21 protein-coding genes and 1 pseudogene are annotated in these 23684 nt (G+C 64.1%); 14 read left to right on the forward strand and 8 right to left on the reverse strand.

Features of this window, described 5'->3' with window-relative positions:
- The first annotated feature begins 61 nt into the window (after positions 1-61).
- The 13 genes from AC0NIE_RS16975 to AC0NIE_RS17035 all read left to right on the forward strand — a co-directional run bounded on the left by AC0NIE_RS16975 (position 62) and on the right by AC0NIE_RS17035 (position 12622).
- Positions 62-922, forward strand: a complete 861-nt coding sequence (locus AC0NIE_RS16975; protein WP_473488148.1) for a carbohydrate ABC transporter permease — start codon at positions 62-64, stop codon at positions 920-922.
- Positions 919-1878, forward strand: a complete 960-nt coding sequence (locus tag AC0NIE_RS16980; protein WP_473488147.1) for a carbohydrate ABC transporter permease — start codon at positions 919-921, stop codon at positions 1876-1878. The genes AC0NIE_RS16975 and AC0NIE_RS16980 overlap by 4 nt, the downstream gene beginning before the upstream one ends.
- Positions 1875-2960 (forward strand): ABC transporter ATP-binding protein, encoded by a 1086-nt coding sequence (locus AC0NIE_RS16985; protein WP_473488146.1) that lies wholly within the window; start codon positions 1875-1877, stop codon positions 2958-2960. The genes AC0NIE_RS16980 and AC0NIE_RS16985 overlap by 4 nt, the downstream gene beginning before the upstream one ends.
- Positions 2961-2964: 4 nt before the next feature.
- Positions 2965-4056, forward strand: coding sequence for an ABC transporter ATP-binding protein (locus AC0NIE_RS16990; RefSeq protein ID WP_473488145.1), 1092 nt, complete (start codon positions 2965-2967; stop codon positions 4054-4056).
- A gap of 35 nt (positions 4057-4091) precedes the next feature.
- Positions 4092-5204 carry a Gfo/Idh/MocA family protein gene (locus tag AC0NIE_RS16995; RefSeq protein ID WP_474047233.1) on the forward strand — a complete coding sequence of 371 codons (1113 nt, stop codon included), beginning with the start codon at positions 4092-4094 and terminating at the stop codon, positions 5202-5204.
- Between the two features lie 26 nt (positions 5205-5230).
- Entirely contained in the window at positions 5231-6145 is a 915-nt protein-coding gene (locus tag AC0NIE_RS17000; protein ID WP_473488144.1) for a sugar phosphate isomerase/epimerase family protein, read from the forward strand.
- 63 nt (positions 6146-6208) lie between these two features.
- Positions 6209-7144, forward strand: a complete 936-nt coding sequence (locus AC0NIE_RS17005) for a sugar ABC transporter substrate-binding protein (protein ID WP_473488143.1) — start codon at positions 6209-6211, stop codon at positions 7142-7144.
- 46 nt (positions 7145-7190) lie between these two features.
- Positions 7191-8210, forward strand: coding sequence for an ABC transporter permease (locus tag AC0NIE_RS17010; protein WP_473488142.1), 1020 nt, complete (start codon positions 7191-7193; stop codon positions 8208-8210).
- The gene (locus AC0NIE_RS17015) at positions 8207-8989 is read left to right on the forward strand and encodes an ATP-binding cassette domain-containing protein (RefSeq protein ID WP_473488227.1); all 783 of its coding nucleotides are present in this window, start codon (positions 8207-8209) and stop codon (positions 8987-8989) included. Before AC0NIE_RS17010 ends, AC0NIE_RS17015 begins: the two co-directional genes overlap by 4 nt.
- Positions 8990-9005: 16 nt before the next feature.
- The gene (locus tag AC0NIE_RS17020) at positions 9006-10187 is read left to right on the forward strand and encodes an aldose 1-epimerase family protein (protein WP_473488141.1); all 1182 of its coding nucleotides are present in this window, start codon (positions 9006-9008) and stop codon (positions 10185-10187) included.
- A 103-nt stretch (positions 10188-10290) separates the two neighbouring features.
- The gene (locus AC0NIE_RS17025) at positions 10291-11367 is read left to right on the forward strand and encodes a fatty acid desaturase family protein (RefSeq protein WP_473488226.1); all 1077 of its coding nucleotides are present in this window, start codon (positions 10291-10293) and stop codon (positions 11365-11367) included.
- A 44-nt stretch (positions 11368-11411) separates the two neighbouring features.
- A complete protein-coding gene (locus AC0NIE_RS17030; protein ID WP_473488140.1) occupies positions 11412-11723 on the forward strand; it encodes a MocE family 2Fe-2S type ferredoxin in 312 nt (103 codons plus the stop codon).
- A 95-nt stretch (positions 11724-11818) separates the two neighbouring features.
- A complete protein-coding gene (locus AC0NIE_RS17035) occupies positions 11819-12622 on the forward strand; it encodes a 3-methyl-2-oxobutanoate hydroxymethyltransferase (RefSeq protein WP_473488139.1) in 804 nt (267 codons plus the stop codon).
- A gap of 19 nt (positions 12623-12641) precedes the next feature.
- Here the strand turns inward: AC0NIE_RS17035 and AC0NIE_RS17040 are convergent, their stop codons facing one another.
- Both AC0NIE_RS17040 and AC0NIE_RS17045 read right to left on the reverse strand, forming a co-directional pair.
- Positions 12642-14123, reverse strand: a complete 1482-nt coding sequence (locus tag AC0NIE_RS17040; RefSeq protein WP_473488138.1) for an HAL/PAL/TAL family ammonia-lyase — start codon at positions 14121-14123, stop codon at positions 12642-12644.
- A complete protein-coding gene (locus tag AC0NIE_RS17045; protein ID WP_473488137.1) occupies positions 14120-15121 on the reverse strand; it encodes an ornithine cyclodeaminase family protein in 1002 nt (333 codons plus the stop codon). Before AC0NIE_RS17045 ends, AC0NIE_RS17040 begins: the two co-directional genes overlap by 4 nt.
- Before the next feature lie 243 nt (positions 15122-15364).
- On the opposite strand from AC0NIE_RS17045, the gene AC0NIE_RS17050 reads away from it, so the two are divergent.
- Complete coding sequence (locus AC0NIE_RS17050; protein WP_473488136.1) at positions 15365-16807, forward strand: DHA2 family efflux MFS transporter permease subunit; 1443 nt, start codon at positions 15365-15367, stop codon at positions 16805-16807.
- A gap of 258 nt (positions 16808-17065) precedes the next feature.
- Here AC0NIE_RS17050 and AC0NIE_RS17055 read toward each other — a convergent pair.
- From AC0NIE_RS17055 to AC0NIE_RS17080, 6 genes and pseudogenes are all read right to left on the reverse strand, one after another.
- Positions 17066-18186: pseudogene (locus AC0NIE_RS17055) on the reverse strand (IS481 family transposase).
- A gap of 104 nt (positions 18187-18290) precedes the next feature.
- Positions 18291-19181, reverse strand: coding sequence for an amidohydrolase family protein (locus AC0NIE_RS17060; protein WP_473485148.1), 891 nt, complete (start codon positions 19179-19181; stop codon positions 18291-18293).
- On the reverse strand, positions 19178-20314 hold the full coding sequence (locus AC0NIE_RS17065; RefSeq protein WP_473485384.1) for a vWA domain-containing protein: 1137 nt from the start codon (positions 20312-20314) through the stop codon (positions 19178-19180). The genes AC0NIE_RS17060 and AC0NIE_RS17065 overlap by 4 nt, the downstream gene beginning before the upstream one ends.
- A gap of 92 nt (positions 20315-20406) precedes the next feature.
- The gene (locus AC0NIE_RS17070) at positions 20407-21288 is read right to left on the reverse strand and encodes an AAA family ATPase (RefSeq protein ID WP_473485149.1); all 882 of its coding nucleotides are present in this window, start codon (positions 21286-21288) and stop codon (positions 20407-20409) included.
- 9 nt (positions 21289-21297) lie between these two features.
- A complete protein-coding gene (locus AC0NIE_RS17075) occupies positions 21298-22302 on the reverse strand; it encodes a xanthine dehydrogenase family protein molybdopterin-binding subunit (protein ID WP_473485150.1) in 1005 nt (334 codons plus the stop codon).
- 1 nt (position 22303) lies between these two features.
- On the reverse strand, positions 22304-23671 hold the full coding sequence (locus AC0NIE_RS17080; protein ID WP_473485151.1) for a xanthine dehydrogenase family protein molybdopterin-binding subunit: 1368 nt from the start codon (positions 23669-23671) through the stop codon (positions 22304-22306).
- Between the last annotated feature and the right edge of the window lie 13 nt (positions 23672-23684).

Raw genomic sequence — 23684 nt, forward strand, 5'->3', positions numbered from 1 at the left:
GAATGGAGGGGAGGAGTTTGCTCTTCCCCTCCGCAAACGATGGTACCAGCAAAGCTGCAAAATGAAGCGTTCCGTTCCTTTCGAAATATACCGCTATGCAGCGATCCTTGCTGCTATGGCGGTGACGCTGGTGCCGATCCTGTGGATGGTCTCGATGGCCTTCAAGCCGATCGCCGAATGGTCGGCGACCGGCGCCGACCTGACCTGGTGGCCGAAGAACCCGACGCTCAGCAATTTCCGCTTCGTCTTCGGTGAATCGACCAACAACCTGATCGTCGCGCTCGACCGTACCGCCCTGAAACCGATCCTGTCATCGCTGCTGTCGGCGGTGTTCGGAACGGCGATCGCCATGTCGGCGGGCACCGCGGCGGCCTACGGGCTGTCGCGCTTCGGCTCGGGCCAGAACCTGCCGCTGGCGCTGATCCAGCTCCGCCTGTTTCCGCCGATGGCGGTGATGACCCCGGTGATGATCATGTGGGCCTTTCTCAACTTTACCGACAGCTGGTGGGGGCTGTCGCTGATCTACGGCATCGTCACGCTGCCCTTTGCATTCTGGCTGATGAAGACGTTCTTCGACGACATGCCGCGCGAGATCGAGGAAGCGGCGCTGGTCGAGGGCTGCTCGCGATTGCGCGTTTTCACCCGCATCACGCTGCCGATGATGCGCGCGCCGCTGGCCAGTGCCGCGCTGTTCGTCTTCATCCTCAACTGGTCGGACTATCTGATCGCGCTGCTTTTGACGACACGCGAATGGGTGACGGTGCCGGTCTACATGGCCTCGCTGTCGTCTTCGATGACCGGCCAGCTCTACGGTGCCAAGGCGGCACTCGGCCTGATCGCGGCGGTGCCGCCTGTCATCATGGGCATCGCGATCCAGCGCCATCTGGTGCGCGGGCTGACCTTCGGGGCGCTCAAGCAATGAGCGCGGTCACTGCCACGATTCCGGAGGACGTGATGAAAACCGTCCAGGCAAAGCCGACCCTTCGGGACGAAGGGGTAAAGCTCGGTTTCCGGCTGACACTGCCGGCGCAGATCCTGGTGCTGTTCATCGCGGTGTTTCCGCTGTTGATGCAGCTCTATATCAGCCTGACCGACTGGTCGCCGCTGTCCGGCCTCGGCTGGTGGAGCGCCTGGTCGCTGTGGAACAACTTCGCCAACTACACCGACCTTGCCGCCGACGCGCGCTTCTGGAGCGCGCTCAAGAGAACGGCCATCGTCATGATCGTCTGCGTGCCGGCGGAATTCCTGCTCGGCTTGGCACTCGCCACGCTGTTTGCCGACGAGTTCCCGGGCAAGCGGATCTTCTATTCGATCCTGCTGATGCCGATGATGGTGGTGCCGGCGGTGGCCGGCTACATGTTCTTCATGCTGTTCCAGTCAGGCGGACCGGTCAACGACATCCTGTCGGCGCTATCAGGCTTTCCCGTCACCATCGCCTGGCTGTCGGACCCGACGCTGGCGCTCATCGCCGTCATGCTCGCCGACATCTGGCAATGGACGCCGCTGATGTTCCTCATCCTGCTTGCCGGCCTGGTCGGCGTGCCCGAGGACCAGATCAAAGCGGCGACGCTGCTTGGCGCCAATCCCTGGCAGCGCTTCGTCACCATCGTGCTGCCGAAGATGAAGACGATCATCATCATCGCACTGGCAATCAGGGTCATCGAGAACTTCAAGATCTTCGACACGCTCTACATCATGACGGGCGGCGGTCCCGGCGTCGCCACCGAGACCATCTCCGTCTACATCTACAAGCTCACCACCCAGGACCTGATCTGGGGCTATGTCGCGGCGATCGCGCTGGCCATCCTGATCGTGCTGTCCATCGCCGCGGTGTTTGCGATGAAGCGCATGGCCCGGGTACGCGAGGTGCCGGCATGAGCGCGATCCATCTGCAGAACCTGGTCAAGAAGTTCGGCGACTTCACCGCGCTGAAGACGATGGATCTTGCCATCGCCGACGGCGAGTTCATGGCGCTGCTTGGGCCGTCGGGCTGCGGCAAGTCGACGACGATGAACATGATCGCCGGCATGGAAGAGCCGACCAGCGGCAGGATCCTGTTCGGCGAGCGCGACATGGCCGGCGTGCCGATGGGACGGCGCGGCGTCGGCTTCGTCTTCCAGAACTATGCGATCTTCACCCATATGAGCGTGCGGCAGAACCTCGCCTACGGCCCAAAAATGCGCGGCGCGCCGAGGGCCGAGATCGACCGCCGCGTCGGCGCGATCGCCGAGATACTGCAGCTGACGCCGCTGCTCGGCCGCAAGGCCGACAGGCTGTCGGTCAACATATTGCAGCGCGTGGCGATCGGCCGTTCGGCGATCACGGAGCCGGCGATTTTCCTGCTCGACGAGCCGCTGTCCAATGTCGACGCCGCCTTCCGGGCGGTGATGCGGACCGAATTGAAACAGCTGCAGCGTCAGTTCCGGCAGACCATGGTCTATGTCACCCACGACCAGCTCGAAGCGATGACCATGGCCGATCGCATCGCGGTGATGGACCATGGCGTGCTGCAGCAGGTCGGCACGCCGCTCGAGGTCTACAACGATCCGGCCAACGTCTTTGTCGCCCGCTTCATCGGTGCGCCGGGCATGAACCTGCTCAAGGGCAGGCCGGCGGAAAGCGATCGTGGCCTGGTCATCGATCTCGGGCCGCTCGGTGTCACGCCGCCGCTGCCGGACAATCTCGCCCCGGCGGTGAGGGCCGCGCGCGAAGATGTGCTCTACGGCTTTCGGCCTGAGCAGGTGATTCTCTCAGACCGCGGCCTGTCGATGCCGGTAACCTTCGTCGAGCGCATCGGCGCGCGCACCATCGTCCATTTCGGCCAGGGCGAGAGCACGGTGAAGGCGGTGTTCGACAATGACGTCGGGCTGGCGATCGGGCAGACAGCGGTTGTCGCGCCGGCCCAGGCGTCCGTGCGTGTGTTCGACGCCGCCACCGGCCTTGCCATGAAGGCGGGCTGAGACCATGGCCGATATCGTCTTCCGCAATGTGACGAAACGCTATGGCGACACGCTCGCCGTCGACGACGCCTCGTTCACTGTCAACGACAATGAGTTCTTCTGCTTCTTCGGCCCGCCGCTATCGGGTAAGTCGACGGTGCTGCGTCTGGTGCTCGGGCTGGAGACGCCGGACGCCGGCGAAATCCTGATCGGCGGCAGGCCGGTCAATACGGTGTCGCCAGCCGAGCGCAATGTCGCCATGGTATTCCAGAACCTGGCGCTGTTTCCGCATATGAGCGCGCGCGACAATGTCCGCTTTCCCCTGGTCGAACGCCGGGTCGCCGAGGCCGAAATCGAAAAGCGTGTCGCAGACGTCGCGGCCAAGCTGCATATCGGCCACATCCTGCATAAGCCGCCGGCGCAGCTTTCGGGCGGCGAGCGGCAGCGCGTGGCGATCGCTCGGGCGCTGGTGCGCGACCCCAATGCCTATCTAATGGACGATCCAATCTCGGCGCTCGACGCCAGACTGCGCGAGGAGACGCGCGTCGAGCTGAAACGTATCCAGCGTGAGCTCGGCAAGACGCTGATCTATGTCACGCACGACCAGGAAGAGGCGATGTCGGTCGCCGACCGTATTGCCATCCTGGAGAATGGCAAGATCAGGCAGATCGGCGCGCCGGCCGAGATCTATGACCGGCCGGCCAGCACCTATGTGGCGCGGCTGCTCGGTTCGCCGATGATGAACATCTTGAAGTTGCTACGCGGCGAGGGCGGCGTCGAGGCAGCCGAAGGCACGATCCGCATCGCGGATAAGGCCGCGCCGGCCGATGCCGTCGAGATCGGGCTCAGGCCTGAAGACATCAAGGTCCGGCCCTGGCTGGATGGGGAAATATCGGATGATGGAACGTCGGATGGGCGTGCGGGCCGCCCGGCGCGAGTGTTCGAGGTCGAGCCGCTCGGCGGCTATACCGTCGTGACACTCGCTGCCGGGCAGGCGCGCCTGAGGGCGCTGCTGCGCGGCCAGCCTGATATCAGGCCGGACGCGATGGTGGCGATATCCTGCGAGCCCGGCCGCGTGCATTATTTCGGTCAAAGCGGGGGAGCGCTGGCAAGATGACGGCGACCGCAAGGAACGAGCTTCGGGAGGAATATATGGCAAGCGGAGTAATAGCGGGCAACGGCTTCGAGCCGGACGTTAAAGTCCGCACCAGGGAATTCAGGATCGGCTGCGTCGGCGCCGGCATGATCATGGCCGAATGCCATCTTGCCGCCTATCACGAAGCTGGTTTTCCGGTGGTGGCGATCGCCTCTAGGACCAGGGCCAGCGCCGAGAAGGTCGCCAAGCGCTGGGAGATCCCGACCGTCCACGACACGCCCGAGCAACTGATCGACGACGAAAATGTCGAGATCATCGACCTTGCCTTTCCGCCCGACCAGCAGCCGGCGCTGATCCGCCATGCGCTTAAGCAGAAGCACATCAAGGCGATCCTGGCGCAGAAGCCGCTGGCGCTGTCGCTCAAGGATGCGATCGAGTTGCGCGACGAGGCGGCCAGGGCCGGCAAGATCCTCTCGGTCAACCAGAACATGCGCTACGACCAGTCGATGCGCGTGCTGAAGCAGATCATGGATAGCGGCGCGCTCGGTGACATCGTCTTCGCGCAGATCGACATGCATGCGATCCCGCACTGGCAGACATTCCTCGAGGACTATGACCGGCTGACGCTTGCCAATATGAGCGTCCACCATCTCGACGTGCTGCGCTTCCTGTTCGGTGATCCCGACGAGATTACGACGCTGACGCGTAAGGATCCGCGCACGAAGTTCGACCATTCCGACGGCATCACCGTTTCGACGCTGCGGTTTCCGTCCGGGGTGCTCGCAGTGTCGCTGGAGGATGTCTGGTCCGGCCCGCGCCAGGAGGGTTACAAGGACGACCAGCACATCAACTGGCGCGTCGACGGCACCAAGGGCGTCGCCAAGGGCACGATCGGCTGGCCGACGGGTTCTGCCTCGACGCTGACCTATGCCTCGACCGCGACCACCGGCGGCGAATGGGTGACACCCACCTGGGAGACAATGTGGTTCCCGCATGCCTTCATCGGCGTGATGGAGCAGCTCCAGCACGCAGTGAAGACGGGTGAGCCGCCCGCACTTTCCGTCGCCGACAACGTCAAGACTATGGCGCTGATCGAAGCGGGCTATCGCTCGATCGATGAGGGTCGCACGGTCAAGCTCTCCGAAATCTCGACAAATTCAATCAACTGAATCGCTTACAGGGAGGACTTCACATCATGATGCAGGCAGGTATCTTCACGGGCTATTTCCCGTACGGCCTCAAGGAAACTGCGCAAAAGATCCGCGCGCTCGATTTCAACACGGTGCAGCTCGACCTCCATTTTAGGGATGTTGACCTGTCGGCCGGGCAGATCACCAAGGAAAAAGCCAGGACTGTTCGCGACACCTTCCGCGATCACAATCTGCCGGTGTGCTGCGTGTCGGGCTACACCAACATCATCCATCCCGACATGGGCGAGCGCGAGAGGCGCGTCGGCTATCTGAAGGAGATCATCCGCAATGCGCGCCATTTCGGCACGCCTTACGTGATCTCGGAAACCGGCACCTACAACACCGAGTCCGACTGGGTGCACCATCCGAAGAACAAGACCGAGGAAGGTTTCGAGGAATGCCGCAAGGTCATCGCCGACCTTGCCCAGACGGCCTACGACCATGGCGCGGTCTTCCTGCTCGAAACCTATGTCAACAACGTCGTCGGCTCGGTCGAGGAGACGGTGAAGATGTTCGCGCAGGTCGACCATCCGGGCCTCGGCCTTTTGATGGACCCGACCAACTATTTCGAGACGCACAACATCGACAGGATGGACCAGATCCTCAACCAGGTATTCGACACGCTGACCGACAAGATCAAAATAGCCCACGCCAAGGACGTCAAGCGCTCGGGCGGTGATAAGTCGGAGAAGCACGCCGACATCGGCGACGAGGACGCGCTGGAGAGCCACACTTTCCGCGGTGTAGGCGAGATCGAGCTGCCGGCGCCCGGCCTCGGTTCGCTGAACTACGATCTCTATCTCAAGCGGCTTGCCGAAAAGCACCCGAACATCCCGGTCATCATCGAGCATCTCTCGGAAGATGACGTGCCGCGGGCCAAGAAATTCCTCGACGGCAAGTTCCGCGCCAACGGGCTCTGACAGGAGTCCTGCGTCGCCGCGGCGGCGCTTTCCGCCGGGAGGAAATATAATGGAGGAAGAGAAATGTTGAAATTCGGATTGAAACTGGCGGCGGCCGCGACGGTGCTCGCCGGTCTCGCATTCAGCTCGCAGGCATTGGCGCAGGAGAAGACGTTCTATCTGCTGTCGCATGGCGGCCCGTCCGATGCATTCTGGCTCGACTGGAATGCCGGTGCCACCAAGGCCTGCGACCAGCTCAAGGTGACCTGCAAGATCTCCTTCAGCGGCGGCGACATGGCGGCGCAGAAGGAAGCTTTCAGCTCAGCACTCGCCGCCAAGCCGGACGGGATCGCCACCACCTCGGCCCAGCCCGGGCTGTGGACGGAAGAGGTGAAGGCGGCCAAGGCGGCCGGCATCCCGATCGTGTTCTTCAACACCGACGATCCGGCAACCGGGCGGCAGGCCTATGTCGGCGCCGATCTCAAGGAGGCCGGTGCCATCTGGGCCAAGTACCTGGTCGACCACAAGATGGTGAAGCAGGGCGACAAGGTGTTCCTGCCGGTGGAAGTGCCTGGAGCCAGCTACCAGCAGCTCGAGACCGAAGGCATCGCCAGCGTCTTCGATCCGCTCGGCATCAAATATGATGTGGTCGATTGCGGCACCGATCCGGCCGGCATCATCGCCAAGATGACCGACTATATGGTCGCCAACAATCCGCCGGCGATCATCGCGCTCGGCGATTCCGTCGCGGCCAGCATCAAGCGGGTGTTCGACGGCGCCGGCGTGCCGGCCGGCAAGATCCCGGTCGTCGGCTGGGGGAATTCCCGGGAAACCGCCGAAGCCGTCAAGGCCGGCTTCGTCAACGCGGCTGCCTGGCAGTTCCCGTCGGCGCAAGGCTTCATGCCGGTGGCGCTGCTCGGGCTTGCCGCCTCGGGTGAACCGATCGGCTACGACATTCACACCTTCAGCCTCTACGACGCGACAAGCGTCGAGCCGATCCTGAAACTCTACGACAAGTGATGGAAACTGACGCCCGCCGCGCAGGCGGCGGGCGCCGCCTTGAAGTATGGTCCGATCCGTCATGACAATTGCCGCAGAAGAGGAAATGCCTGACGTGAAACGCAGGTCGAGCCTGATTCGCTCACCGCAATTCTCCTCGCTCGTCATCCTTATGGTGCTGCTGGCGGTGTTCGCCATCGCCGACGCCAACTTCCTGTCGCCGCTCAACATCTCCAACATGATGGCCTTCCTGCCCGAGCTCGGCATCATCGCGCTCGGCATGACGCTGCTTTTGACAGCAGGCGAGTTCGACCTTTCGGTCGGCGCCGTTTTCGGGCTGGCGCCGGTCATCGTCATGCTGCTGGTGCAGAGCGGCCAGGTTGATATCGGTGTGGCGCTGCTTGCCGGGCTGCTGCAGTGCGTGGCGATCGGCGCCATCAACGGGCTGATCGTCACCAAGATTGGCATCTCCTCCTTCCTGGTGACGCTGTCGATGCTGCTCGTCGTGCGGGGTGCTGCGCTCTACATCACGCAAGGCTTTCCGCTAAAATCCTGGGACCAGCCAGGCTTTTTCGTGACGCTGCTGGCCGGCAGCTTCAATATCGGAACGTTCCGTTTCTATACGTCCTTGTGGTGGTTCATCGCCCTGTCGCTGCTGGCGATCTACGTGCTGCACTACGCCAAGCTCGGCAACTGGATCAGCGCCATCGGCTCCAACCGCAACGCCGCGGTGGCGCGCGGCGTGCCGGCCGATGCGGTCAAGATCTGGCTGTTCATCCTGACCTCGGTGCTGGCTGGTCTGGCCGGCATGATCAGCGCCTTCCGCATCTCTGCCGCCTCGCCGGTGGCCGGCACCGGCTACGAGCTCGAAGTGATCGCAATGGTGGTGGTTGGCGGCACGGCGCTGACCGGCGGGCGCGGCACCATCCTGGGCACGATCGTCGGTGCGCTGATGCTGCGCAGCATCCGCAACGGCATCGTGCTGATCGGCGTGCCCGGGCTCGCCTACAACATCTTCGTCGGCGTCATCATCCTCGCCATGCTCATCCTGCACGCGTTGCTGCAGAAGAACGCCGCCAGGAGCTGACCATGGAAGTGCTTCGGCTTCAGAACCTGCAAAAGTCCTTCGGCAGCGTCCGCGCCCTGAAGAGCGCCTCCTTCACACTTAATGAGGGCGAAGTGGTGGCCTTGCTCGGCGACAATGGCGCCGGCAAATCCACGCTGATCAAGGCGATCTCCGGCGTGTTTCCCGTCGACCGCGGCGACATCTATGTGCGCGGCCAAAAAGTCTCGATCCGCTCGACGCGCGACGCCATGGATCTCGGCATCGAGACCATTCACCAGGATACGTCGCTGGCGCCGGACCTCAGCATCGCGCGCAATCTCTTTCTCGGTCGCGAGCCGGTCAACTTGAAATGGCTGGGCGTGTTCGCGCCGCTCGACCTCGCCAAGCTGCGCGATGCCGCCGCGGCACTTTTGAAGCGCGTCGGCATCTCGAAAAAGCTCGATGCCGATGCGCTGGTCAGCACGCTGTCGGGTGGTGAGCGCCAGTCGATTGCCATTTCGCGCGCCATGCAGTTCGCCGCCAAGGTCATCATCCTCGACGAGCCGACCAACAATCTCGGCGTCGAGGAAACACACGGCGTGCTGCGCTTCGTCAAGGAGGTGCGCGCCGCCGGTCATTCCGTGCTTTTGATCACCCACAACATCCATCACGTCTTTCAGGTCGCCGACCGCATCATCGTCATGCGCCGCGGCGAGATCGTCGCCGAGCAGACGGTCGCCGATACCGACCTGCTGACGGTGGAGAGCATCATCACCGGCGCCGACATGTCGGCCCTGCTCAAGGAGACGAGAGCAAAGTGAAGGAACTGGCCGTCACATGGTAGAGCTTTACGGCAAGACGCTTTCGCGCCGGCAGGTCTCGGAGCGGTCCGGCATGCTGTCGCAATTCGCCGGCGTGCGGCTGATGACGCTTGGCGACGGGGTGGAGCGCGGCATACGGATGCTCGAATTCCGCACCGGCTCCGGCCTGCGTTTCACCGCGCTGGTCGACCGGGCGCTTGATGTCGCCGATTGCGACTTCAAGGGCCAGGCGATCGGCTGGCATTCGCCGAGCGGCTTTCGCCATCCCGGCCTGCACGAGTATGAAGGCGAGGAGGGGCTGGCCTGGGCACGGTCGTTTTCGGGCCTGCTGCTGACCTGCGGCCTCGACCATATCCTGTTCATGGACGAGGTTCCGGCCGACAGCTACAACTATCCGCCGAAAAAGACGGTGCGCCATTCGCTGCATGGCCGCGTCAGCACCATCCCGGCGCGGTTGGTCGGCTACGGCGAAGCGTGGGACAGCGACCGCTGTGTGCTGTGGGCCGAGGCGATCGTCCAGCAATCGACGGTGTTCGGCGAGGATCTGCATCTGCTGCGGCGGATCGAGGCCGATGTCGGCGGCAACGAGATCCGGCTGTCGGACCGTGTCGTCAATCACGGCTTCAACCGCACGCCGCATATGTACTTTTATCACATCAACGTCAGCCATCCGGTGCTCGACGAAGGCTCGCGCTATCTGGCGCCGATTCGCGACGTTGTCTGGGCGGGCCATGCCGGCGAGCGCTACGAGGCGCAAAAGGTCGGCTATCGCACAGTGCCGGCGCCGCAACTGGGTTTCATGGAACAGGTCTGGCAGCACGAACTCGGCGCCGACGCCAAGGGTGAGGTGCCGGTGGCCGTGGTCAACGACCGTCTTGGCCTTGGCCTGGAAGTCGTCACGCGCAAAGACCAACTGCCTTGCGCCTATGAATGGCAGAATTTCCAGGCGGGACAGTATGCGCTGGGCATAGAGCCGTCGACGCATCACGTGCTCGGCAATCTGTCGGCGCGCGAGCGCGGCGAGATGATCTGGCTGGAGCATGGCGAAAGCCGCTCCTACAATGCGGTGTTCCGGGTTCTCGACGGCGCCGGCGACATCGCCGCCGCTGAAAGCCGGATCGCTGACATCGCCAGGCAGCCGCAGCAGGATTATCCGCGGCCGTCAGGCAATTTTCCGGTGCTCGGAGGCAGATCGTGATGATGGCGAGGACGACGCGAAGCACCAGTTGGGAGGCTCGCTCCGGTTGGAGCGGGGAGGGTTCGCGGCCCACCAGGAATTGGAGGTCACATTGGCTGGCACAATGAAGCGCGACTACAGCCTGGTTGGCGAAAGCACGCGCAGGGCGATCGAGACGGGACTGGCCTCGGCCGAATGGTACCATACCGACGTCCCGCGCAAGGTCATCAAGGAGTTGATGCAACGTTCCGACGGCCCGGCGATCCGCGACACGATCATCTGGATCGCCGCCATCCTGGGTTCCGCTGCCGGCGGCGTTTATTTCTGGGGCACCTGGTGGTGCGTGCCGTTCTTCTTCGTCTATGGCGTGCTCTACGGCTCCTCCAGCGACTCGCGCTGGCACGAATGCGGCCATGGCACCGCCTTCCGGACGCGCTGGATGAATGATGTGGTCTACCAAATCGCCAGCTTCATGCTGATGCGCAATCCGGTGACTTGGCGCTGGAGCCATGCCCGCCACCACACCGACACCATCATCGTCGGACGCGATGCCGAGATCGCCGTGATGCGCCCGCCGGACCTTTTGCGTGCGGCGCTCGCTTTCACCGGCATCCTTGATTTTCGCTATTCGCTTCCGGCGCTGGTACGTCAAGCGTTCGGCAAGCTGACGCCCGACGAGAAAAGCTACGTTCCCGAGATGGAACAGCACAAGGCCGTCATCGCCGCGCGCTGGCATGTCGCCATCTACGTCGCCACGATTGCGCTCGCCCTCACTATGCGGTCATGGGTGCCGCTGGTGCTCATCGGCGTACCGCGCCTCTACGGCACCTGGCACATGGTGCTGACAGGGCTGCTGCAGCACATCGGTCTCGCCGACAATGTGGTCGATCATCGGCTCAACAGCCGGACCGTCTACATGAATCGGATCAGCCGGTTCATCTATTGGAATATGAACTACCACGTCGAGCATCACATGTTCCCGATGGTGCCCTATCACGCGCTGCCCAGGCTGCACGAACTGATCAAGCACGATTTGCCGGAGCCGAACCCGTCGATGTGGCATGCCTATCGCGAGGTCTGGCCGGTCCTGCTCAGGCAACTCAAATACGAGGACTATTTCCTCAAGCGCGAACTGCCTCCGACGGCACGGCCCTATCGCGGCGAGTTCCACGAAGTGAACATGTCGGCAGCAGCTGAATAGGCACCGCGCGCCGCCGCAATGCAGGAATTTCGGGAGAAACAGAGATGGCCGATTGGGTCGAAGCGTGCGCCGCGGACGACGTCGACGAAGAGGATGTCATCCGCTTCGACCATGGCGGCCGCACCTTCGCGATCTATCGTTCCCCTGATGACGAATTCTTTGCCACCGACGGGTTTTGCACGCATGAGAAGGCCCACCTGGCCGACGGGCTTGTCATGGACGACATCATCGAATGCCCCAAGCACAATGGCCGCTTCAATTACAAGACCGGCCAGGCCAAAGGGGCTCCCGTCTGTGTCAATCTGCAGACCTATCCGGTCAAGGTCGAAGCTGGCAACGTGATGATCCAGATCTAAAGCATGATCCCGAAAAGTGGGACCCGGTTTTCGGAAATATCATGCAAATTGAATCCTGACTGGCCTGCCGTATACGCAACAAGGAACCAAAATCGATGAGCCGTAAAAGACCCACGATCGCCGACCTGCGCGCCATGAAGGGCAAGCGGCAGCTGACCATGCTGCGCGTGTTGACGATGGATGAGGCCGAGGCCGCCGAAAGAGCCGGGGTGGACATCGTCTCGGTACCGCCGGAGCTCGTGCTCAACCCGCAATACCGCGATGCCGCACCCAGCCTGTTCACCATGCCGGGCGACAATTTCTATGAGATCGGCACAGCCGACGATTTCGTGCGCTGGGCATTCCGGCTTTACAAGGCAAGCGCCGACGCGGTCTATTGCAGCGCCGGCTTCGCCACCGTCAAGCGCCTTGCCGACGACGCGATCCCAGTGATCGGCCATGTCGGCCTGATCCCATCGCGCGCCACCTGGACCGGCGGCTTCAAGGCCGTCGGCAAAACCGCCGACAGCGCCATGCAGATTTTCGAAGCGGTCAAACAGTACGAGGCCGCCGGCGCGATCGGTGCCGAGATCGAAGTCGTGCCGGTCGAGGTGGCCAAGGCAATTTCGGAACGGACCTCGCTGATCATGCTGTCGATGGGGGCGGGCACCGGCTGTGACGCGCAATATCTATTCGCCGACGATATCCTTGGGCAGAACCGCGGCCACATGCCCCGCCATTCCAAGGTCTACCGCAATTTTGCCGCCGAATATGACCGCCTGCAGGCGGAACGCGTTGCCGCCTTTTCCGAATATGTCGCCGACGTGAACAGCCTGGCCTATCCCGAAGACAAGCATGTGGTGCACATGGACCCGGACCAACTCGGTCTGTTCATGAAAAGGGTCGACAGCGCGGCTTGAGCAGGGCGGCGCAAACTAGCTAGGCCTGCCAGCTTCCACCAGCGAGTGCGGCGTAGAGCGCCTCGGCGTCGATGCCCTGGGGCCTGTCCTCCCTGAGCGGCAGGACGAGCGCGCGCACCGCGGCATGAATCGCGGCGGTCGCCGGCGCCAGCGTCAGCCCATCGCGCAGGTCGACGGCCTGTGCGGCCGCTATCAGCTCGAAGGCAATCAGCCGCTGCCACAGCTCGATCATGTCGGCGCATTTCGAGACGGCCAGTGGTGCCTGGGTCGCATGGTCCTCGACGCCTTCCGAGACGGCTAGGAAGTCGAGCATCACCGGGTTTGCCTTGTGGCGGATGGCGGCGAGAATCGCGCTCACTGTCTTTTGCAGCGGCACGAAGCCGGCCGAAGCGCCGCCGACCGGCGACAGATATTTGGGCAGGCCGTTGCGGCCTGAGCCGGTGAGCTGGATGAAGCGGGCGGCACAGGCAGCCGCACATTGAGCTATGGCAAGGCCAAGCGTCTCGAAGGCCAGCGACAGCGAAGGGGTGTGGAAATTGCCGGTCGACAGCACCATGTCTTCGTCGCCCAGCACCAGCGGGTTGTCGGCGGCGGCGTTGAGCTCGATCTCGACGGCTTGCCTGGCCTGATCGATTGCCTGCAGCAGCGCACCATGGATCGACGGCATGCAGCGGATCGACAGCGGGTCCTGCAAGGTCGTCGGTGACGGCGCCTTGTCGCGTGCCAGCAGATCGCGCAAGCCTTTTGCCGCCTGCTGCTGGCCGGTTGCTGGTCGCGCCGCCTGCAAGCGTGGGTCGAGGATCGTTTGGTTGGCGCCGATGCCTTCCATGGTCAGCGCGCCCGCCTGCTGTTGTTGCGCGAAGGCGGTCAGTGCGTCGGCCACCGCCAGCGCGCCGCTGCCGGCGGACACCGCCGAGGCGCTTATAAGCGACAGCCCGTCCTTGGGGGCGAGGCTGACAGGCGCAAGGCGCGCCAATGCCAGCGCCCTGGCCGCCGGCATGCGCCGGCCCTGAAAGTCGGCTTCGCCGTCGCCGGTCAGCATGCGACCGAGCGTTGCCATCAGCAGCAGGTCGCTGTCGCCGATCGAGCCCAGCGACGGCATCACCGGATGCACGCCGGCATTGAGCGCGTCGATGAGTGCGACGAAAACCTCTGACGAAATGCCCGACCCACCGGCCGAAAGCATCGCCGCACGGGCAAGCATCGTCGCGCGCACGATGTCTTGCGGCAGCGCGTCACCCACCGCGCCGCTGCGCCCTTCGAGCAACTGGCGCTGGAAGGCGCTGGCGTCGCCGCTGACCGACGTGCCGAGATTGGCGCCGAGACCGGTGTTGACCCCATAGATTGGCTGCCCAGAAGCGGCGGCGCGGTCGAGCACTTTTCGCGCCCTGTCCAGCCTCTCCATGACCGCGGGGGCTACTTCCACCCTGCGTCCGTCGCGGGCAACCGCCGCGACATCCTCGACGCGAATGCCGGCCCCGGTGAGGACGAGCGCACTCATGCGAAGCGCAGCCGCTGGCCGATGCCTTGGGCCTGCGCCTTGGCCAGCATCGCCTTGCCCAGCGCGATATCGGAGAGCGACAGGCCGCGATGCCAGAACAGGATCGTCTCGTCGTCGCTCTGGCGTCCTGGCTTTAGACCGGCGGCGATCTGGCCAAGTTCGGCGTGCAGCGTCTGTTCGCTCAGGCGTCCGGTCTCGACATGGGCGCGCAGCGAGCCGAATTTGCCGGCCTTGCACTGGCCCCAGTCGTCGACGACGATCTTTTGCATGATGTCGGTCAACGACAGCTCCACCGCGCTCATCGTCCCGTAGGGCATCACCAGCGCGCCGGGCCTGATCCATTCGGTCTTCAGCAGCGGCTGCGGTTCCGGCAGCCGCGAGGCCTCGACGACGATGTCGGCGCCCTCGACGCAAGCGCGCCAGTCGGCGACCGCCGTGACCTTCTTGCCGAGATCGGTGGACAGCTTGGCGGCAAAGCCGTCACGGCTTTCCGGCCGGCGCGAATGCACGCGGATCTCGTCAAAGTCGAAAAGGTGGTCGAGGAGGCGCACGTTCCAGTAGGCGGTGCCGCGCGCGCCGATATGGCCGAGGATCTTCGACGTCTTTTTCGCCAGATGTTTTGCGCCGATGGCAGTGACGGCACCGGTGCGCATGTCGGTGATCCCAGTGGCGTCGAGAATACCGCGCGGCGTGCCGGTGCGCGGATCGAAGAGATTGAGGATGCCGAATTCTGATGGCAGGCCGTGCAGGTAATTGTCGACATAGTCACCGACAATCTTGACGCCGGCCGCATCGAGCGGCGCGACGTAGCCGCGCAGGACATTGAAATGGCCGTTGAAGGACGGGTTCGGCTCGAGATGGACGCGCGGCTCGATCACCGTCTGGCCGTTGCCCTGCGCCATCAGGCCGGCCTCGACCGCTTCGATGATTTCGGCATCGGTCATATCAAGCGCTTCGATGTCGAGGGCGTTGAGATAATCGATGTAGATGGGCTTCATGCGCAGATTGGTCCTGATGAAGGGGGCGTTCCTAGTCAGAAGAGCCGAAACGAAATCGCGAAGCGTCAAAGTTCGATGGCGAGGTTCAGTCATCGCATAACAGGTTGCGATACGACACGAAAGTTTGTTGGTCCATGTCTGGACGGCGCCGCCCAAATGCTGTTCAAACCGGTGCGTCATCGATTTGCCGGACAATTGCCTGGTTCCCAGTGGCGCGGGAAAAACTTTCGTACAGTTCTGCGCATGACCGCCATTCCCGAAAACAAAGCCTTGGTCGAGACCGCGACGACGGCGCGGCAGGCGCGGCGCGTGGCGCTGATCGTCGCCGTCGCCTTCTTCATGCAGCTTCTGGATTCGACGATCATCTCGACATCGCTGCCGCAGATGGGAGAATCCTTCGGCGTGCCGGCGGTGGCGATGAGCATCGGCATCACCGTCTATATGCTGACCATGGCGGTGTTCGTGCCGCTGTCGGGCTGGCTCGCCGACCGTTTCGGCGCGCGCAACATCTTCCTCGTGGCGATCGCGCTGTTCACGCTGGCCTCGATCGCCTGCGGCATCTCGCAGAACCTGACTCAGTTCGTCGCCGCGCGTGCCGTGCAGGGCCTGGGTAGTGCGCTGATGACGCCGGTCGGCCGAATCCTGGTGCTGCGCAACGCCTCGAAGTCCGAGCTGCTCAACGCCACCGCGCTGATCACCTGGCCGCCGCTGTTCGCGCCGGTGATCGGGCCGGTGCTTGGCGGCTTTATCACCACGTATCTCTCCTGGCACTGGAATTTCTTCATCAACATTCCGCTCGGCGCAGCGGGACTAGCGCTGGTCGCCCGCTTCATTCCCGGCGACCGCGACTCCGAAACCAGGCCGCTCGACTGGCCGGGCTTCCTTCTGACCTCGGTCGGGCTCGCGTCAATGCTCTACGGCCTCGAGCGCATCGCCCATCCGGAAGACGGCGCCATGCCGACCGTAGCGCTGCTTGTCGCCGGCACCTTGGTCGGCTGGCTGGCCGTGCGGCATCTGGCGCGCGCAAAAAATCCGCTGCTCGACCTCACGGCATTCAAGGTACAGACTTTCGCCATCTCGACGCTGTCGGCCGGCACCATTTTCCGGGTCGCCATCAACGCCACGCCGTTTCTGCTGCCGCTGCTGTTCCAGGTCGGATTCGGCCTGAGACCCGTCGATGCCGGCATGCTGATCCTGGCCTATTTTCTGGGCAATCTCGGCATGAAGACGGTGACGACACCGACGCTGAAGCGCTTCGGTTTCCGTTCGGTGCTGGTCGTCAACGGGGTGATCGCATCGCTGTCGATCATGGCCTGTGCGGCGATATCGCCGCAGACCCCGCAAGCGCTGGTGGTGGCGCTGATGCTGATTGCCGGGCTGTCGCGTTCGATGCAGTTCACCGCGCTCAACACGCTGGCCTTCGCCGATGTGGCCTCACCGCAGCGGAGCTCGGCAGCGACGTTGTCCAGCATGCTGCAGCAAGTGGCGATGCTGTTCGGCGTAGCGGTCGCCGCGGCGCTGCTCAACTTGTCGCAGATCGCGAGAAGCGGGCCGGTGCTCGACCTCTTCGACTTCCGCCTCGCCTTCCTGGCGATCGGCGCTATCGGGCTCGCGGCCTCGTTCCGCTTTTTGGCGCTGCCGCCGACGGCGGGCGCCGAGGTTTCGGGCCACTTTCCGCGGAACTGAGGTCGGGCTTGACCTTCTCCCCTTGTGGGAGAAGGTGGATCGGCGCGTAGCGCCGAGACGGATGAGGGGTGCTGGAAGAAACGCGGCGCGCAAATATAAAACGATTTGAAGCGCTTACATCTTCTATGCTTCTATGCAACGATCCTTCCAGCACCCCTCATCCGACCTCGCTTCGCGAGGCCACCTTCTCCCACAAGGCTGTTTGGACTGGGGACATCGCGAACAGGTGTGCGAGGACATCGCGAACAGTTTGCCATCCTATCGAGCCAGGGCATTGAGGTCGATGGTTTCTATTTTCTGGTGTCTGAACCAGGCGTCGAAGACGCCGTCGGCAGCGGTTGGGCGGAAGGCGACGGATTTGCCGGCGAAGGCCCTGCACAGGCGCATGGTGTGGCCGAGGATGGAGACGAAGCCATGCTGCTGAACGCGGCGGACGAGATCGTCCTTGGCATAGTCGAACGGCTCGACGATTTCGCGATACTGGCGCTGCGAGACGCGGTAGCGGTCGAGCGGCACGGCGCCGCCAAGCGCGTCGTGCGGACGCACGGTGTTGTAGACGTGACGCCAGCGATCGAAGGCGTCCTGGGCCTTGGGGAGATCGGCAAAGGGCGGTCCCTGCAGCGCTTCGGCTTTGAGCGAGCGATGGAAGCGCTCGTCCTTGCCGAGCGTCTGCGGGTGGCAGGCCTGGAGTGGCTGACGGCGACGCCAGCCTCGATCAGCCAGACGGTGAGCAGCGTGAAGTTGTTGCGGCCGCCGTCGCCCCAGGGCGGGCCGTTGTCGGTGGCGATACGCCACGGCAGGCCGTAGCGGCGGAAGGCGGCGATCAGCCGGGCCTTCACGGTTGCGGTGGTCTGATCGGCGCAGGCCGACAGCGCGATCGAGAAGCGCGAATGGTCGTCGAGCACAGTGAGCGGATGCAGCCGACCGCCATGCAAGGCGACGTGGCCCTTGAAATCCATCTGCCACAGATCGTTGGGAGCTTCGTGCTCGAAGCGGATGAAGGGCTGCGCCCCGCCGCCCAGCGCGATGCCGTTGCGGCGCAGGATGCCGGTCACCGTCGAGGCCGCGGGCGTGCCGATGCCATCGCGGGCGATGACGCGCGCGACCTTGCGTCCACCCCAAGCCGGATGCGCTGCGCGCACCGAAAGCGCAGCCGTTTCCACCTCCGGCGCGCACTGCGCCGGGCTCGATCGCGGCCGCCGCGACTGCTCGGCCAGTCCTGCCTCGCCCTCGCTCCGGTAGCGCGAAAGCAGCTTGTGGCCGCACGTCCGTCCGATGCCGAAGCGCCGACACAACGCGCTCACATTCGACCCCTCCGCCGAGGCCAGCCTCACGAACTCCAACTTCTGCTTAATCGCGCTTCTGTCCTTGAACGGCATCCCGAACCCCCTCGCGCACAATGCGCAAAACTGTTCGCGATGTCCTCGCACACCTGTTCGCGATGTCCCCAGTCCAAACAAAGGGGAGAAGGGAGGTCAGCGCGTCACACCGGCCGATACACGCGCTCCGCCGTGTTCCAAAAAATGCCCGCCTCGGCGGCCGCGCCATGCTTCGCCACCGCGTCGCGGTGCGCCTTGATCAGCTCGGCGTGGCTGGTCCACAGTTTCTCGATCGGGAAGTTCGAGCCGAATATCAGACGGTCGCTGCCGAGGATGTCGATGGCGTTGTCGACGATGTAGGCGATCAGCGCCGGGTCGTTGCGGTGGGTGAAGGTGCCGAGGCCGGACAGCTTGGCATAGAGGTTGGGCGCCTCCGAAAGCGTGCGCAGGCCGGCTTTCCAGGCTTGCGTAGTTTCCTCCGACATGTCGGTCAGCATGCCGGCATGCGTGAGGATGAAATTGGTCTCAGGATTCTCGCCGACAAGCGTCAGCCCGTCCTTCATCTGAGCCGGGAAAAGCTGCAGGTCGAAAGACAGGCCGTAGTCCTTCAGCCGCGCCACATTAGCCCGCACCTTCGAGTCGATGACCTGATCGGGCGCGGCGGCGAAGCGAAACGCCGGCGTTTCGTGCCAGTGGAGCTGCATGCGCACGCCGCGCAGCAGCTTGTATTTTACCAGCCGGTCGATCTGCGGCCTGATATCGTCCACCGTCATGTCGGCATAGCCGACGATGGCATGCGGCCAGCCGGTTTCGTTAGCCGTCTTCTGCAGGAAGGCGACCTCGGTCTCGAAATCCTCCTTCGCCCAGTTGGTCTGCACATAGACCGCCTTCTCGACGCCAGAGCCTTGCTGGTCGGCGAGGAATTCCTCGATCGGATAGTCGCGGCGGATCGGCTCGTAGGGTCCGAAGATGCGCGGCACCATCGGCCCGCGCAACCAGGGTTGATCTTCTCGGCGCCAGATGTGGAAATGCGCGTCGATCGCCTTTTGGGTCATGAAACCCTCTTCCAGATTGCTGCAGCCGCGGGGGCGGGGCGGGCGAGCGACAGGATGAAATCGGTGAGGCCCGAGATCGACGAGCCATCGACGAGATCGTCGAGCACCGGCAGGATGGCGCGAAGAGCTGCCGTCGCCGGCAGAAAGCGCGGGTCGCCGGCCAGAGGCGTCGCCAGCGAAAGCCGGAAGGCGCGTGCGCTCAGCCGGCGCATCGCCATTTCCAGCTCGGCATGGTCGCCGCGCTCCAACGCATCCGACAGGATGACGACCGCAGCGCCGCGCGCGAAAGCGGAGAAGCGCGGCACTGACAGGAGGGCGAGCAGCGTCGGTCCCATGCGGGTGCCGCCGTCCCAGTCGTCGACCAGTGCTGCCACGCGGGCCAGCGCCTGGTCGCGGTCGCGAATGCGCAGCGCCGCGGTGATGCGGGTCAGCCGCGTGCCGAAGGTGAAAATTTCGGCCCGGTCCGCGCCTTGCACCGCCGCATGCGCCAGTTTGAGGTAGTCCGACGTGTGCAGCTTCATCGAGCCTGACACATCGATCAGGATCAGCAGCTTGCGCGGCACGGTCTGCCTGCGGCGCAGCAGCGGCGACGGCACATCGCCATCGGCGCTGACGATTTCGCGCAGCGAACGGCGCAGATCGAGCTTGCCGCGCGCGTGCGTTCGCACGGTGCGGAAGGAGCGGCGGACGGGCAAGGCGGCAGCGAGCTTGCGGCGGAAGGCGGCAAGCCGGTCGCCGTCGCGCTGAAAGTCGCGGGCGCTCAACCGTTCGGCGCCGGACGATAGCTCGCCGCCTTCCTCCTGGCGCGTCACCTCGATTTCTTCTTGGCTGGTGCCGCCATCGTCCTTGATGCGGGTTTCCTCGTCGGCCTCGCCCTCGACGAGGGCAGCCGTGTTGCCGTAGAAATGGCTTTGGAAATGCGCCTCGAACTCGTCGCGGCGGTCGGGCGGCGGCGCCAGCGTGGCAAGCGCTGCCTCGTGGATGTCAATCATCGAGCGCGGTCCAAGTAGCGTCACCGCCTGCATGAAGCCCGATACCTGCTCGGGCGCCACCGGGAAGCCATAGCGGCGCAGCAGCCGGCCAAAGCCGAGCAAGGGCGCAGCCGCCCGGGGCAAGCTTTCTCCCCGCATCATTCCTTCGCGGGTGCCGTCCCGCCAGCGGTGAGGTCGATCCGTATTCGGCCGCCCCGCTGTGAACGGGGCGAAGGGGTCGTTGACGTCGCGTGTCACACCAATGCCTCCTCGACGATCCGACCAAGCTCGGGGGCGATATAGGACAGGTCCTCTTCGTCCTTGATCAGCACGCCGATGGCGCGGCGAAAAGCTTCCGGCCACGGGCTGCCGCCCTTTTCGAGGATCGTCGCGGCATTGGCCCATTCGACCGCCTCGGCAATGCCGGGCGGCTTCGCCAGCGGCCGGGCGCGGATGTCGCGCACGGCAGACGCCACGGCGCGTGCGGTCGCCTCGGCGACGTCACCGGCGCGCAGCATGATGATGGCGGCCTCGCGCTCGGCGTCGGGGTAGGTAATCCAGTGGTAGACGCAGCGGCGCCGCAGCGCCTCGGCCAGTTCGCGGGTGCGGTTCGAGGTCAGGATGACGATCGGCTGCGATTTGGTGCGAATAGTGCCGCGCTCGGGAATGCTGATCTGGAAATCGGACAGGAATTCTAGGAGCAGCGCTTCGAACTCATGATCCGAACGGTCGATCTCGTCGACCAGCAGCACGCGCTTTTCCGGCGCCTTCAGCACCTGCAGCAGCGGCCGCGCGATCAGGAAACGGTCGTCATAGATGTCGACCTCATGCTCGCCGGCATGGCGGATGGCGAGCAACTGGCGCTGATAGTTCCATTCGTAGAGCGCATGCGCTGCGTCGATCCCCTCATAGCATTGCAGCCGTACCAGGTCGCGCCCGAGCACTTCGGCGATTGCTTTTGCGGCCTCCGTCTTGCCGACACCGGGCGCGCCTTCGAGCAGAAGCGGCTTGCCAAGCCTTATCGCCAGGAAGATGGCGGTGGCCAGGCTCTCATCGGCCAGATAGCGCGAGGCGGCGAGGCGGGATGCCACCGCCTCCGGCGAGGTCGCGACAGTCTCGGCGCTTCTCTTGGGCATTTCCAGCACTCAGTTCGAAGCTTGCGCCCTCAACGCGCGCAGGATGCGTTCCGGCGTGATCGGCAGCGTGTCGATGCGCACGCCGACGGCGTCGAAGACGGCATTGGCGACCGCGGGAATCTGTGGGTTGGCGCACATTTCGCCTGGCCCCTTGGCGCCGTACGGGCCGTCGGCCGAGGGTCGCTCCAGCACGATGATCTCAGTTTGCGCAAGATCGCCAGGTCCCGGCATCAGATATTGGTTGAAGTCGGTGCCGCCATGATTGCGGTTGGGGTAGTAGGGTTCGGTCGTCTCGTAGAGTGCGTGGCTGATGCCCATCCACGAGCCGCCGACGAGCTGCTGCTCGACCATTTTCGGGTTCAGCGCGCGGCCAATCTCGAAGACATTCTTCACCGTCAGCACGGTGACCTCGCCGGTTTCGTCATCGACCTCGACCTCGGCCACGGTGCAGGCGTGCGCATAGCAGGTCGACGGTTTCATCGCGCCGGTTTCTTTCTCGGGATATGAGCGCGGGATCAAAAACATGCCGCGGCCGGAAATCGAGCGGCCGCGCTTGAAATGCGCCGACAGCGCGACATCGAAGATCGAGATCGATTTTTGCGGGGCGCCCTTGACCAGGATGTTGCCCTGGCCGTCGGTCTCGAGGTCCGAGGCACTCACTTCCAGCTCCTCGGCCGCCACTTCCAGCATCACCTGGCGGGCTTCCCTGGCCGCCTGGATGACCGCGTTGCCGGCGCGGTGCGTGCCGCGCGAGGCGAAGGTGCCCATGCAGTGCGGGCCGGTGTCGGTGTCGGCGGTGTCGACGACGACGCGGTCGGTCGGCACGCCGATCGTCTCGGCGCAGATCTGCGCCATGATCTGCTTCATGCCCTGGCCGAGATCGACGCTCGACAGCGTCACCATGAAATTGCCGGTCGGCGTCGAATGGACCAACGCCTGGGTCGGGTCGCCGCCGAGATTCATGCCGGTCGGATAATTGATCGCGGCGACGCCGCGTCCGCGCCTGATCGCCATCTCAAGCTCCCTTCGCGTAGGACGACATCGCCATGAACTTCTCCGCCACCGGCCAGTTGGCGGCGCGCGAAGCTTCCTGCATGCACTCGATCAGCGCGGCTCCTTCGGTCGGCTGGCGGTGCGCCTTCATGTCGCCGTCGCGGTAGGCGTTGATGAAGCGGAATTCGAGCGGGTCCATGCCGATCAGCCGGGCGAGCTTGTCCATCTGCACTTCCAGCGCGAAATCGCCGATGGTGACACCGAAGCCGCGCATGGCGGAGGAGGGGGTGCGGTTGGTGTAGACGCAGTAGGTGTCGATCCAGACATTTGGGATCGTGTAGGGGCCGGGATAGTGGCCGGCGCCCTTCTGCGCGCCGTAGGGCGAGTGGCGCGAATAGGCGCCGGCATCGGTATAACCGGTGACCTTGCGGGCGACGATGCGACCGTCCTTCATGACGCCGTCCTTGATGACGACCTTTTCCGCTGCGCGCGGCGAGGAGATCTGCATCTCCTCCGCGCGGCTGTAGATGAAGGAGACCGGACGCCCGGTCAGCTTGGCGCCGAGGATCGCAATCGGCTCGACAATGACGTCGACCTTGCCGCCAAAACCGCCGCCGACTGTACCGCCGACGAAATGCAGTCTGTTGCCGGGCATCTGCAGGATGATCGAGGCATTATCGAGCGTGAAGAACATCGCCTGCGTGTTGGTGTAGCAGGTGAAGCGATCGTTGCCCTCAGGGGCGACGATGCAGCCGGTCGTCTCGGTCGGCGCATGCTCGATCGGCGACGATTGGTAGGTCTGTTCGAGCACGTGATCGGCGCTGGCGAAGCCGGCCTCGACATCGCCGAAGCGCACCTTGCGGCATTCACCGCTGTCATAGAGGTAAAAATTCTGGCCGTGATATTCGTTGATGATCGGCGCGCCGGGTTTCAGCGCTTCCTCCATGTCGAAGACTGCCGGTAGCACCTCGTAGTCGACCTTGACCTTGGCCGCCGCTTCCTGGGCGGCGCGCTCGGTCTCTGCCAGCACCGCCACCACCGCCTCGCCCTTCCAACGCACCTTGCCGTCGGCCAGCACCGTCTCGTCCTCCGGCCCGATCTGGATCAGGATCAGGATGGTGTAGACATTGTGCGGCACGTCCTTGGCGGTCAGGATTTTCACCACGCCCGGATGCTTCTCGGCCTCTGAAATGTCGATGCCGCGGATGCGGGCGTGATGATGCGGGCTGCGCACCATCTTCAGATGCAGCATGCCGGGGAAATTGCGGTCGGCGAAATAAGCGGTCTTGCCGGTGACGTGACCGGGTGAATCCGAACGCGGCCGCGGTTGGCCGATCTCGTGCAGATCGTCCTTGCGCTGGTCGGCGAAATAGCTCTTGCGGAGTTCCATCTTTTTGACTCCC

The sequence above is a fragment of the Mesorhizobium sp. WSM4842 genome, assembly GCF_055901575.1.